This window comes from Nocardia sp. NPDC003726, assembly GCF_053586955.1.
The window spans coordinates 1-12,961 of record NZ_JBSFNF010000004.1 but is presented as its reverse complement, the minus strand read 5'-3'; the positions used below and the strand labels follow the sequence as shown (position 1 = coordinate 12,961).

Annotated in this window: 12 protein-coding genes and 1 tRNA gene; 6 read left to right on the top strand and 7 right to left on the bottom strand. The window is 69.7% G+C overall.

Annotated elements, in window-relative coordinates; genetic code table 11:
- Positions 1-12: 12 nt before the first annotated feature.
- Complete coding sequence (locus tag ACWDMM_RS06700; protein WP_195082472.1) at positions 13-1,203, bottom strand: aminotransferase class V-fold PLP-dependent enzyme; 1,191 nt, start codon at positions 1,201-1,203, stop codon at positions 13-15.
- Positions 1,204-1,378: 175 nt separating this feature from the next.
- On the opposite strand from ACWDMM_RS06700, the gene egtA reads away from it, so the two are divergent.
- The 4 genes from egtA to egtD all read left to right on the top strand — a co-directional run bounded on the left by egtA (position 1,379) and on the right by egtD (position 6,050).
- The gene (egtA, locus tag ACWDMM_RS06695; protein WP_195082473.1) at positions 1,379-2,719 is read left to right on the top strand and encodes an ergothioneine biosynthesis glutamate--cysteine ligase EgtA; all 1,341 of its coding nucleotides are present in this window, start codon (positions 1,379-1,381) and stop codon (positions 2,717-2,719) included.
- 124 nt (positions 2,720-2,843) lie between these two features.
- Positions 2,844-4,190, top strand: a complete 1,347-nt coding sequence (egtB, locus tag ACWDMM_RS06690) for an ergothioneine biosynthesis protein EgtB (protein WP_195082474.1) — start codon at positions 2,844-2,846, stop codon at positions 4,188-4,190.
- A 66-nt stretch (positions 4,191-4,256) separates the two neighbouring features.
- A complete protein-coding gene (gene egtC, locus ACWDMM_RS06685; protein ID WP_195082475.1) occupies positions 4,257-5,066 on the top strand; it encodes an ergothioneine biosynthesis protein EgtC in 810 nt (269 codons plus the stop codon).
- A gap of 12 nt (positions 5,067-5,078) precedes the next feature.
- Positions 5,079-6,050, top strand: coding sequence for an L-histidine N(alpha)-methyltransferase (egtD, locus tag ACWDMM_RS06680; protein ID WP_195082476.1), 972 nt, complete (start codon positions 5,079-5,081; stop codon positions 6,048-6,050).
- 21 nt (positions 6,051-6,071) lie between these two features.
- On the opposite strand, the gene ACWDMM_RS06675 is transcribed toward egtD, so the two are convergent.
- The 6 genes from ACWDMM_RS06675 to ACWDMM_RS06650 form a co-directional block, all read right to left on the bottom strand.
- Entirely contained in the window at positions 6,072-6,719 is a 648-nt protein-coding gene (locus tag ACWDMM_RS06675; protein ID WP_195082477.1) for a DUF2461 domain-containing protein, read from the bottom strand.
- A 50-nt stretch (positions 6,720-6,769) separates the two neighbouring features.
- The gene (locus ACWDMM_RS06670) at positions 6,770-7,564 is read right to left on the bottom strand and encodes a hypothetical protein (RefSeq protein ID WP_195082478.1); all 795 of its coding nucleotides are present in this window, start codon (positions 7,562-7,564) and stop codon (positions 6,770-6,772) included.
- A 100-nt stretch (positions 7,565-7,664) separates the two neighbouring features.
- Positions 7,665-7,922: a hypothetical protein gene (locus ACWDMM_RS06665; RefSeq protein WP_195082479.1), complete on the bottom strand. Its 258-nt coding sequence runs from the start codon at positions 7,920-7,922 to the stop codon at positions 7,665-7,667.
- Positions 7,923-8,016: 94 nt separating this feature from the next.
- Positions 8,017-8,997, bottom strand: a complete 981-nt coding sequence (locus ACWDMM_RS06660; protein WP_195082480.1) for a ribose-phosphate diphosphokinase — start codon at positions 8,995-8,997, stop codon at positions 8,017-8,019.
- Positions 8,994-10,484: a bifunctional UDP-N-acetylglucosamine diphosphorylase/glucosamine-1-phosphate N-acetyltransferase GlmU gene (gene glmU, locus ACWDMM_RS06655; RefSeq protein ID WP_195082481.1), complete on the bottom strand. Its 1,491-nt coding sequence runs from the start codon at positions 10,482-10,484 to the stop codon at positions 8,994-8,996. Before glmU ends, ACWDMM_RS06660 begins: the two co-directional genes overlap by 4 nt.
- 90 nt (positions 10,485-10,574) lie before the next feature.
- A tRNA-Gln gene (locus ACWDMM_RS06650) sits at positions 10,575-10,645 on the bottom strand.
- 734 nt (positions 10,646-11,379) lie between these two features.
- On the opposite strand from ACWDMM_RS06650, the gene ACWDMM_RS06645 reads away from it, so the two are divergent.
- Together ACWDMM_RS06645 and ACWDMM_RS06640 are read left to right on the top strand one after the other, a co-directional pair.
- A complete protein-coding gene (locus ACWDMM_RS06645; protein ID WP_067795280.1) occupies positions 11,380-11,994 on the top strand; it encodes a TetR/AcrR family transcriptional regulator in 615 nt (204 codons plus the stop codon).
- Positions 11,995-12,176: 182 nt separating this feature from the next.
- A complete protein-coding gene (locus ACWDMM_RS06640) occupies positions 12,177-12,824 on the top strand; it encodes a TetR/AcrR family transcriptional regulator (protein WP_067795276.1) in 648 nt (215 codons plus the stop codon).
- The last annotated feature ends 137 nt before the right edge of the window (positions 12,825-12,961 follow it).

Genomic DNA, 12,961 nt, shown 5'->3' with positions numbered 1-12,961 from the left:
GTTCCCGGCGGCTCAGGCTCGCAGCCGCGCCACCGCGTCGACGAAGCGGTCGAGTTCGTCGAAACCGACGAAGCAGTGCGGCGAGGCGCGCACGACGGAGGCGAGGCCGCGGCCGGTCATGTCGAGCAGGGTGGAACTCGCGTGACTGACCGTGACGGTGATGTCCTGCGCCAGCAGCCGGTCGCGCACCGCGACGGGCTCCACGCCGTCGACGGTGAACGACACGATGCCGCTGTGCCGGATGCCGAGATCGCGCACGGTGACGCCGGGAATCTCCGGCAGCGCCTTGCGCAGGTGCTCGGCGCGGGCCGCGATCGCGGCGTAGACGTTCTCCGGGCCCAGCTCGAGCAGATAGCGCACGGCGGCGCCGAGGCCGAGGCGGGCGGCGACGTCGCATTCCCAGAACTCGAAGCGACTGGCGTCCGGCGCGAGCCGGTAGTCGTGCGGGCCGGTCCATTCCGCGCTGTGCAGGTCGAGCCGTCCTGGTTGCATCGAACGCGCCAACTCCGGCCGCACATACAGGAAACCGGTGCCGCGCGGGCCACGCAGCCACTTGCGGCCCGTGGCCGACAGGGCGTCCACACCCAGCTCGGCCACGTCCAAGGGCAGCTGCCCGGCGGACTGACAGGCGTCCAGCAGCACCAGCGAGCCGACCGAGTGCGCGATCCTGGTCGCCTCGGCGGCCGGGTTGACCAGTCCGCCGTTGGTCGGCGCGTGCAGCACCGAGACCAGCTTGACCCGTTCGTCGACCAGCGCGGCCAGGGCGTCGAGGTCGATCTGCCCGCTGCCGTCGCTGGGGATCCTCTCCACCGTGGCGCCGGTGGCGCGGGCGCGCTGCAGGGCGGCGATGGCATTGCTGGCGTAGTCCGCCTCGGAGACCAGGATGCGGTCGCCCGGCGCGAGCGGGACCGAGTAGAAGAAGTCCGCCCAGGACCGGGTGGCGCTGTCGCTGAGCGCGATGCTTTCCGGCTCGGCGTTGATCAGCGCACCGATCGCGGTCTTGACGTCGGCGAGGTCGTCGAGCCGCTCGTTCGCGGCGCGGTAGCCACCGATCTCCGCTTCGCGCCGCAGATGCGCGACGACGGTGTCGGTGACGACCCGAGGCGGCAGCGACGATCCGGCGCTGTCGAGGAAAACGGGTCCGGGTTCCGGCCCGGATGAGCATCCGGGAGTGTCGGCTCGTACGCGGGCGTCATCCAGCATGGAGCCGACCTTATCGGGTGAATTGTTCGGCTTCATGTCGGTTTCTTGTCGGTCGCCATGGCTACGCTGGATGGATCGCCGCATCGGAATTCCGGCCGGGGAGTGGAATACCACCGCGCCGAATGGCGATAACCAAGAACAGCGGACAACGTCCCGACGCCCACTGGAGGTTGGCATGGCGGTCACGCTCGAGAGTCCTGAGTCGGCCGGTTGTGCCACCGAGCAGGGGGAACTGTCCTCCCGCGCGGCGGCGGAAGCCTATATCGGCGGAGTGTGCTTCAAGCTCGGGCCACCCGCGCTGATCGGCGCCGAACTCGAATGGCTCACGGTGCAGGGTGAGTGTTCGGCGTCGGGTCCTTCGGCGGCTCCCCGCCCCCAGCTGTCCGCGTTGGCGGACGCACTCGGACCGTACGCACCACGGTCCATCGCCCCTGATTCGCAGGCGCTCACGTTGCCCGGGGGCAGCCGGGTCACTCTGGAACCCGGGGGTCAGATCGAACTCTCCAGCGCTCCCTACGACGCTGCCGCCCAGCTGTGTGATCGCCTGGGCGACGATGCCCGCCTGTTGCGGGAACTTCTCCAATCCCGGTCCATCCGCACCGTTTCCGTCGCCGCCGACGCGGACCGCCGTCCCAAACGCTTGCTTCAGCTGCCGCGCTATCGCGCGATGGAGCGCTCCTTCAGCGGCATCGGGCCGTTCGGCAAGCTGATGATGTGCAATACCGCGGCCACCCAGGTCAGCGTCGACGCGGGCGCCGATCGCGCGGAGGTCACCGCGCGGTGGACCGCCCTGTACGCCGTCGGCCCCGCGCTGCTGGCCGCCTTCGCCTGTTCACCCGCCCTGCGTGGCGCGCCGCCGGGGTCGTGGGCCTCCCAGCGCATGCGAGCCTGGCTGCGGCTGGACAACACGCGCACCCGTCCGCCGGTGCTGGACTGGACCGACCCGGTGGCCGCGTATGGCAGATGGGCGCTGGACGTGCCGCTGCTGTGCGTGCGCGGGCCCGGCGGCGAAGGGGAATGCGGCGACGGCGCGGAGTGGTCGGCGCCGCCGGGGGCCACCTTCGCGGACTGGCTGTGCGGCGCGCTGGACGACGAGGTGGGCCGCCGCCCCGATACCGGCGATCTCGACTACCACCTCACCACGCTGTTTCCGCCGGTGCGCGCGTCCGGCCACCTCGAGGTCCGCTACATCGACGCGCAGCCCGGTGACGCGTGGACCGTTCCGGTGCAGGTGTTCGACGCGCTCATGTCCAGCCCCTCGGTGGTCGCGGAGGCGACCTCGATCGCGGCGCCGCAGGCCGGGCGCTGGGTCGATGCCGCCCGCTACGGATTGGCCGATCCGGACATCCGGGCCTGCGCCGTCGCGCTGCTGCGCCTCGCGGCCGAGCACACCGCGACCGACGAGGCGGCGCGCGCCGTCGCATCCGCCGCCGAACGATGTCGCCGTGGTCGCACGCCGACCGAGGACACCACCGAGCACGACCTCGATCCGCAGCCTCCGGAGGCCGTCACGTGACCAGCGTGAAGCCGCGCTTTCCCGATGGCGACCCGGTCCACCGGACCGGCGTGCGCCCCATCGGCGGCCGCACCGAAGCCGGCCGCGCCGACGCCGATCAGCACGAATCTCGGAGACGTTTCCCGTGACCACTTTCCATCCCGCCCCCACCGACAACTCCGGCACCGAACAGCTCAGGGACCGGATCGCCGACGTTCTCACCCGCGCCAGGCAGCGAACTCTCACGCTGACCGACTGCCTCGACGAAGCCGAACTCGTGGCCCAGCATTCCCGGCTGATGAGCCCACTGGTGTGGGATCTGGCGCACATCGGCAATCAGGAGGAACTCTGGCTCGTGCGCGACGTCGGCGGACGCGAACCGGTGCGTTCCGACATCGACGAACTCTACGACGCCTTCAAACACGCTCGCGCGAACCGGCCCGCGCTGCCACTGCTCGATCCCGCCCAGGCGCGCGACTATGTCGGCACCGTGCGCGACAAGGTCTTCGACGTGCTCGAGCGCAGCGACCTGCGCGGCCGTCCGCTCATCGACGGCGGATTCGCCTTCGGCATGATCGCCCAGCACGAGCAGCAGCACGACGAGACCATGCTGGCCACCCACCAGTTGCGCACGGGCGCCGCCGTGCTCTCCGCGGCGGACGCGCCGTCCGCCGCGGCGACGGTCGGCGGGGAAGTCGTCATCCCGGCGGGGGAGTTCACCATGGGCACCTCGACCGACCCGTGGGCGCTGGACAACGAGCGCCCCGCCCATCCGGTCCAGGTGGCCGGTTTCGCGATCGACGCCGCGCCGGTGACCAATGAGCAGTACCTCGCCTTCGTCGACGACGGCGGCTACGAGCGCCCCGAACTCTGGTCCGAGCGCGGCTGGGCGCATCGCGTCGAGGCGGGTCTGGTCGCGCCGCAGTTCTGGGAGCGCGATCCGTCGGGGCGCTGGTGGCGGCGGGTTTTCGGGGTGATGACCCCGCTGCGTCCTCGGCAGCCGGTCGTGCACGTGTGCTGGTTCGAGGCCGAGGCCTACGCGAACTGGGCGGGCAAGCGCCTGCCCACCGAAGCGGAATGGGAGAAGGCGGCCAGATTCGATCCGGCCACCGGCGCGTCGCGCCGATTCCCTTGGGGCGACGCCGATCCCGATGACGCCACCGCGAACCTGGGGCAGCGGCACCTGGAACCCGCCGAGGTCGGCGCCTATCCGGCCGGTGCGTCGCCCGCGGGCGTGCACCAGCTGATCGGGGACGTGTGGGAATGGACCGCTTCGGGTTTCGAGGCGTACCCGGGGTTCCGCGCGTTCCCGTACCGGGAGTACTCCGAGGTGTTCTTCGGCGGTGACTACCGCGTGTTGCGCGGCGGTTCGTTCGGCACCGATCCGGTGGCCTGCCGCGGCACCTTCCGCAACTGGGACCACCCCATCCGCCGCCAGATCTTCGCCGGATTCCGCCTGGCGCGCGATCTGCGACCGGGAGAAGGGGAGTGAGCGACGCCGGTCGCGCCGGGCGATGGTGCGTGGTGGTCGGCCCGCGCCCGGCGACGGCGGGTGCGGATGTGTAGACACCTGGGCTACGTCGGCCCTCCGGTGCGGGTGGGTGACATGGTGACCCTCGGTTCCCATTCACTGCGCACCCAGGCGTGGGCGCCGCGCGACATGCGGCACGGCGGCACCATCAACGCCGACGGTTTCGGCGTCGCCTGGTGGCGCGGCTCGGAACACGACACGGTCACCGCCAGCCGTTACCGCAACGCCGCGCCGATCTGGACCGACCCGGCCGTGGAGGAGGTACTGCCGCAACTGGAGTCGGCCGCGGTGCTGGCGGCGGTGCGCTCGGCCACGGTCGGCATGCCGGTCGAGCGATCGGCGTGCGCGCCGTTCACCCGGGACCGCTGGGCGTTCAGCCACAACGGCGTGGTGCCCGACTGGCGGCGCACCCTCACCGGCGTGGCGGCCGAGTTCGCCGTGGTTGCGAGCGAACTCGGCGCCGCGGACCTGTTCACTCCGGCGCGGCTGCTGGAGGCGGAATCGGCCACCGACGCGGCCACGCTCTGGGTGCTGCTGTGCGATCTGCTGTCCACCGGAGCACCCGACGGCGAGTGGTCGGCGGCTCCGGCGGCGCTGCGGCTGCTCGTGTCCGCGATCCTCGACCGGGAGCCGCAAGCGCGCCTGAACCTCCTGCTCTCCGATGGTGCGCAACTGTGGGCGACCACCTGCCACCACTCTTTGTCGGTGCTGGTCACCGATGATTTCGCCCTGGTGTCCTCCGAACCGTTCGACGACGACCCCCGCTGGCAGTCGATCCCGGACCGCAGCCTGGTGAGCGCCAAGCCCGGTGTGCTGTCCGTCGACCCCCTCCTCTGAAAGGCCGGTGCCATGACCGCAGTCACGCTGGACATCCACCTGACCGAAGACGACCTGAACACCGCGCTGCGCTCGGACGCCGAGCTCGGCCTGACCTCGAACCCGAAATGGTTGCCGCCCAAGTGGTTCTACGACGCCAAGGGCAGCGAGCTGTTCGAGCGCATCACCGAGCTGCCCGAGTACTACCCGACGCGCACCGAGCGCGCGCTGCTCGAGCGGGTGGTCGACGAGATCGCCGACGCCGCCCAGGCCGAGGTGCTGGTCGAACTCGGCGCGGGCTCGGCGGCGAAGACCCGCCTGCTGCTGACCGCTCTGAGCGCGCGCGGTCCGTTGAAGAAGTATGTGCCGCAGGATGTCTCCTCCACGGCGCTGCGCGCGGCCGCCGATCAGGTCGCGGTCGAATTCCCCGGCCTCGGGGTGCACGGTGTGGTCAGCGATTTCACCGACACACTGGACAATCTGCCGCGCGGCGGACGCCGGATGATCGCGTTCCTCGGCGGCACCATCGGCAACCTCGTCCCCGAGGAACGGGCGGAATTCCTCAGCAGGATCCACGACGTGCTCGAGCCGGGGGAGCAACTGCTGCTCGGCGCCGGGCTGGTCACCGACCCGGCGGTACTCGTTCCCGCCTACGACGACGCCGCTGGCGTCACGGCCGAGTTCAACCGGAACGTGCTGCATGTGCTGAACGCTCGCCTGCGCGCCGACTTCGCGCCGGAGAAATTCCGGCATGTCGCGGTCTGGGACGCCGAACGGGAGTGGATCGAAATGCGGCTGGAGGCGGGCGAGGACATGACCGTCACGGTCGGCGAACTCGGCCTCACCGTGCGCTTCGGCCGCGGCGAACAGATGCGCACCGAGATCTCCGCCAAGTTCCGGGTCGACAGCCTCGCGGCCGAACTCGCCGCCGCTGGCTTCGCCACCGGACACGTGTGGACCGATCCGGACGATCGCTTCGCACTGCTGCTCGCCGGGCGGCGCTGACCGCGGACCTCCCGGCGGCGCTCACCACGATGGAGCGCCGCCGACCACCGCGCCGAGCCACTCGACCAGCGGCCGCATCGTCTCCCAGGCGGCGCGCACCTCCTTCGCGGTGCGCGGCGTGTCCAGCCAGGCGGGCGCGCCGAATTCCCGGCCGCACGTGATGGACTTGTGCCGCAGCAGGTCGATGCGGGGGTGGTCGGCGTCGTATCCCTTGGGTTTGGTCTTCAGCTTCTCGCCGCCGATCGTGAAGCCCGCGTCGGTGAGGTCCGCCAGGATCGCCGCCAGCTCGGGTCCGCGCACCTCGTCATCGATGGTGGCGCGCAGCTGCGCGAGTTGCTCGGGCGAGCCCTGGTAGAAACCGCCGCCGACGAACAGGCCCGCGGCGTTGATCTGGACGTACCAGCCGACTCCCGCCGCGGCGCGCACCACAGCGCCCTGCGCGGTCTTGTACGGGGATTTGTCCTTGGCGAAGCGCACGTCGCGGTAGGGCCGGAAGATCTTGGCCGTCCCGAAGTCCGGCTCCAGCTCCGCGACGAGCGCCTTCATGGGCGCGAGCACCGACTCGTCGTAGATCTTCTTGTGCGCGGTCCAGAACGCCTTGGAGTTGTCGGCCTCCAGGTCCTCGTAGAAGTCCAGCCCAGCCAGCGGAAAACCCGCGAATCCGGTCATGCCCGCACACCCGCCGCGCTGATGTCACCCGATTGACGCATACCGAAAACCTACGTGGTGATGTCTCCGCCGAACACCGCGAATCCCACGATGAGGCCGATCACCATCCCGACGGCCGCCGCGATCGCTGCCCATTTGCCGAGCGATTCGCCCTTGTTGCGTCCGATCAACCCGAGGATTATCCCGGCCGGACCGAACAGGATCGGGCAGAACAGCACCGCGGTGATCGCGCAGACGAATCCGATGATCGAGTACACCTGGCTGCCCGGCTGCTTCGGCGGGGTGCCGTAGGGCTCGTATCCCTGCGGCGGATAGGGCGGGTACCCGTACTGCGGCTGCTGTGGGCCGGACGCCGGATAGCCGTAGCCACCACCCGGCGGGTACTGCGGCTGCCCGGTCGGCGGATAGGGCGGTTGTCCGCCCGACCCGTACTCCGCGTGCTCGTCCGGCGTGAACCGGTTCGTCGGTTCGTCGGCCGGCGACTGCGGCTCGAAAGCCGACGAGGGCGTCCCGGGCGCGGCGGGCTCGGCGCCCCACGACTGCTGTTCACCACCGCCGTTGGCGCCCCACGGGCGGGGTTCGGCGGGTTGGCCGCTGGGCTCGGCGCCCCACTGGCCGCCCAGCGGTCCGGTGGACGCCGGGCCGCCGGACTGCCACCATTGATCGGCCGCGCCCGGCTCGTGCTCCTGCGGTCGTGCGGCGGCGGGATCGTGCTCGGTGGGCTGCCCGGCGCCGGTCGCGGGCTCGGCGGGCTTGTCACCGGAGGTCTCCCTGGTCGGCTCCGATGACGACGCCGGCGGCCGTTGCTCGTCGTCGGTGTGGTCCGGATCCTTCGGCGTGCTCATCGCACCCTCCTCGTGTCGTCCCGGTCACGCAACCTATGCCTACCACGGCGAACGCCCGGCCATAGCCGATTGCTACAGGCGCGTCGGGAACGGAGCGGGCTCAGAGGTCATCGTCGTCGACGATCTCGATCGCGGCCACCTCGGCGGACCGGTCGTCCGCTTGGTCCTCGGCGCGCGTGTCACGGGCCGTCCACTCCTGATCCAGCTCGTCCTCGATGCCGATCGCGCCGTCGTCCTCGTCCTCGTGGTAGCGAATGCGCAGGTCGTCGGGCGGATCCTCGATGTTGCGCCGGTACTCGCGGATCTCGTCGTCCTGGTCGTCGTCGCCCATGTCGGTCTCCAACGGGTCACGGTTCATACCCTCGGTATCCCCATTGCTCGCCTGGGCTAACGCGGCCACGAAAACGGCGGCCCCGGCCGAAGCCGGAGCCGCCGTTCGCGCGCTAGGAGTCCTATGCGTTGCCGTTGAAAAGACCGGTCACCGAGCCGTTTTCGAAGACCTCGCGGATGGTGCGGGCCAGCAGCGGCGCGATGGAGAGCACGGTCAGCTGCGGGAACTTCTTCTCCTCGGTCAGCGGCAGGGTGTTGGTCACCACGACCTCCTTGGCGCCGCAGTTGGCGAGGCGCTCGGCGGCCGGCTCGCTCAGCACGCCGTGGGTCGCGGCGATGACCACGTCACCCGCGCCCGCGTCCTTGAGCACCTTGACCGCGCCCGCGATGGTGCCGCCGGTGTCGATCATGTCGTCGATCAGGATGCAGGTGCGGCCCTCGACCTCGCCGACCACGCGGTTGGACTTGACCTGGTTGGGCACCAGCGGGTCGCGGGTCTTGTGGATGAAGGCCAGCGGCGAGCCGCCCAGCGAGTCGGCCCACTTCTCGGCGACGCGCACCCGGCCGGAGTCGGGGGAGACGACGGTGATGTGCTCGAGGCTGTAGTTGGTGCGGACGTACTCCGCCAGCTGCACCTGCGCGTGCATGTGGTCGACCGGGCCGTCGAAGAAGCCCTGGATCTGGTCGGTGTGCAGGTCGACGGTGATGATCCGGTTGGCGCCCGCGGTCTTCAGCAGGTCGGCGACCAGTCGGGCCGAGATGGGTTCGCGGCCGCGGTGCTTCTTGTCCTGGCGGGCGTACGGGTAGAACGGCAGCACCGCGGTGATCCGCTTGGCCGAGCCGCGCTTGAGCGCGTCGATCATGATGAGCTGTTCCATCAGCCACTGGTTCAGCGGAGCGGGGAAGCTCTGCAGGACGAAGGCGTCGGAGCCGCGCACCGACTCCTCGAACCGGACGAAGATCTCGCCGTTGGCGAAGTCTCGCGCGACCTGCGGGGTGACGTGGACGTCGAGTTCCTTGGCGACCTGCTCGGCCAGCTCAGGATGGGCGCGTCCCGAGAAGAGCATCAGGTTCTTCTGGTTGTCGATCCATGACGCGGTCACTGCTGATTGCCATCCTTTTGCTCTATTGCCTGACCCGACATCTCCTTGGCCGCGATGGCTTCCGCCGCCGCGCGCGCCGCGTCCGTCCCTGGACGGTGTCGCTGCACCCAGCCCTCGATGTTCTTCTGCGGTCCACCGGACACCGCGAGAGCTCCGGGCGGAACGTTTCTGCGCAGTACAGTACCCGCCGCCGTATAGGCCCCGTCACCCACCGTCACCGGCGCGACGAACATGGTGTCGCTGCCGGTGCGCACGTGCGACCCGACTACGGTGTGGTGCTTGCTGACGCCGTCGTAGTTGACGAAGACGCTGGACGCGCCGATGTTGCTGTACTCGCCGATGGTGGCGTCGCCGACGTAGGTCAGGTGCGGGACCTTCGAATGCGCGCCGATCGAGGCGTTCTTGGTCTCGACGAACGCGCCGAGCTTGCCCGCGTCGCCCACGATGGTGCCGGGACGCAGGTAGGCGAACGGGCCGATGGTGGCCTTCGGGCCGATGGTGGCGCCCTCGCCGTGGGTGCGGACGACCTTCGCCCCGTCGCCGACGATCACGTCGGTGAGCGTGCTGTCCGGCCCGACCTCCGCGTCCTCGCCGACAACCGTGTTGCCGAGCAGCTGCACGCCGGGCCGGATCACCGCGTCCCTGCCGATGCGCACGCTGGCGTCCACCCAGGTGGAAGCCGGATCCATGATCGTGATGCCCGCGCGCATGTGACGTTCCAGGATGTAGCGGTTGAGCGTGCGGGCCGCCGAGGCCAGCTGCACCCGGTCGTTGACCCCGGTGACCTTGGCCGCGTCGACCAAGCGCGCGCCGTGCACGGGGTGACCGGCTTCCCTGGCCAGGCGCAGCACGTCGGTCAGGTACAGCTCGTGCTGGGCGTTGGCGGTGGAGAGGCGGCTGATCATGGTGCGCAGCACCGCGGCGTCGAACGCGTACACGCCGGAATTGACCTCGGTGATCGCGGCCTGTTCCGGGGTGGCGTCGGCGTGCTCGACGATCTCGGCGAGCTGGCCTTCCGCGTCGCGGACGATGCGGCCGTAGCCGTTGGGGTCCGGCGGCACGAAGGTCAGCACGGTGACCGCGGGGCGTTCGGCGTAGCTGCGGTGCTCGTCGAGCAGCGCGGCCAAGGTGTGCCCGTCCAGCAGCGGCACGTCGGCGGAGGTGACCAGCACGTCGCCGGTGAAGCCCACCGGAAGGGCGGCCAGCGCGCACTGCACCGCGTGCCCCGTGCCGAGCTGCTGTTCCTGGATCGCCGGGGTGATCTCCCTGGCGAGGTCGTCGGCCACCGCGGCCACCGCCGCGCCGACCTGTTCGCGATCGTGCCCCACCACGGTGATGAGGTACGCGGGGTCGATCTCGTTCGCCGCATGCAGCGCGTGCGCGAGCATGCTCCGTCCGGCCAGCGAATGCAGGACCTTGGGGGTCTTCGACCGCATTCGTGTCCCGGCACCGGCTGCGAGAACGACGACGGCGGTCTGCTGTGGCATGGATCTCCCTCGGCTGCCTGTCCTCGTGCTGGGCGTCGTCGTGCTTGGTCAGCGATGTGCGGGCCAACGATAAGTCATCGTGCTCTCGAGCTCCGCCGCCAGGACTCGAACCTGAACTCTCTGAACCAAAATCAGATGTGCTGCCATTACACCACGGCGGATTGCCACATCGGCGGTTGGCGAAACCCCCGCCGGTGTGCCACGGCACGGGATGAATCCTCGCATACTCGGCCGCCTCCCCGCGAATTGTTCTCCGCGTCGCATCTGGTATTCGCGCCCGACCAGCGGAGGAGCGCCGGCGTCCTCCGACCGGGCAGCTCGGATCGCGGATCGCCGGAGACCGCCGACTCCGGCGGAGCTCGCCCCACGCTGGTCGGTCGCCGCAGCCGCCGGCCGAGCGCTGCCCGCCGAGCACTGCTTGCGGCGACCACAGCCGGGCGCTCGACGGCTGGATTCCGGCAATCAACCGATCCGTCAGGTGACCCCCTGATTCCGCTCGGACATGGGTAACTCACCGGAACGTCCGAAAGCCGAGCGGCACCTCACGCAGGACCTGCACGCGAATCGCGCGCTCGCCACCTGGTACGGCCCGCAATACGCGGCGAGGCGGTCTGCCGGAATACACGGAGAGGCGGTCTGCGCGCAGAGGCGATCTGCGCGAGCCCCGGAGAGGCGGACCGCCGACCGGTCTGGGACAGTGGTATCCGAATGTCGGTGTCGTGCGTCGGAGCCGATGCGACGGCTGACTCGGCACGCACGAGGGCAATCCGCCGGGCCCCGGCTGCGACTGTCGGCTCGGAGGGACCGTCGCGGCACTCACAACCGGCAACAACGCGGGAAGGGCGGAGGAGCAGGGGTGTCTTCGGGTGAGTCGCATCGAGTGTCCCGGCCGCGGATGACCGGCACCCAGCGGCGTCAGCAGCTGATCGAGATCGGGCGCGCGCTGTTCGCCGAACGCGGTTACGACGCGACCTCCATCGAGGAGATCGCGCAACGCGCCCAGGTCTCCAAACCCGTGGTGTACGAACACTTCGGCGGCAAAGAAGGGCTGTACGCGGTCGTCGTCGATCGGGAGATGTCCATGCTGCTGGACATGATCACCTCCTCGCTCACCCGCAACCGCTCGCGCATCCGGCTCGAACAGGTCGCGCTGGCGCTGCTGACCTATATCGAAGAACGTACTGACGGGTTTCGAATTCTGGTGCGCGATCAGCCCGCCGCCGCCGCCGAGGGCAGGTACTCCAGTTTGCTCAACGAGGCGACCAATCAGGTGGCGCACATCCTGGCCGGGGATTTCGAGCGGCGCGGGTTCGACACCAGTCTGTCGACCTTGTACGCGCAGGCGCTCGTCGGGCAGGTCGCCACCGCCGCGACCTGGTGGCTGGACGAGCGCAAACCGTCGAAAGAGGTTGTGGCGGCCCACTTGGTGAACCTGTGCTGGAACGGGCTGAGCCATCTCGAGGCCGATCCGCAGCTGAGTTCGGAATGGCGCGCGGGCGCCGGTGAGTGACCCGGATTGTTAACCAGCAAATTGCGCGGCGGGTCTCGCCGAATGCTCGAATTGGCTGCCGGGCGCGCGCCTGGTGGTACGGTTCACCCATCCTTTGGGTGCTGTTCGGGCGGTAAGTCGGTCAACTTCGGGATGTCGGTCTACTTCAGGATGGCTGGTTTTTGGGATGACAGGCGGATCTGATGGCTAGGCAAGCGCGCGCGGAGATCACCCGCGACTCCGTCCTGGCAGGCGCTGCCGATGTCTTTCTGCGCTTGGGGTATGCGAACGCGAGCCTGAGCGAGATCATCGCGCAGTCCAACGTGACCAAGGGCGCCTTGTATTTTCACTTCGGCTCCAAGGAAGAGCTGGCGCGCGCCGTGGTCGACCAGGGCAACGAGCGGCTCACCAGCTCGTGTCAGGGCTTCTTCGATCCCAGGGTGCCCGCGCTGGAGGCGTGCATCGGCATCACCTATGTCGTCGCCGATCTATCGATGAACGACCCGATGGTCGGCGCGATGCTGAAGCTCAACCACCAGATCGGCGACTACCGCGGCGCCCAAGGCGACAACATCGCCAAGAACTGGGGCGACACCTACCGGCTGCTCGCCGAGCGGGCTATCGCCCAGGGCGACCTGATCGCCGACCTGGACGCGGAGGTCATCGGCCTGCTGTGGCAGGAGATGGCCGCGGGCGTGCACATCATCGCCGTCGGCACCGAATCCATCGACCAGATGGCGGTCCGGATGGAACGCGCCTGGTACTTCCTGCTCCCGGCCATCGTTCCGGCCGAAAAACTGTCGTACTTCCGGGAATTCGCGGCAAGGCGGTTGCGGCGCTACGTGCCGTGATATTGGCCGCGACTTCGTCGCGGCGTGTTCGCGGCCCCCTTATGGCTCGCGTCCGAGCGACCGCCGCTGGCGACTTCGTCGCGGACGCGGCGGCCACTCGGACGCGAGCCGGGCCGCGAACGGCGGATGCTCGGTCT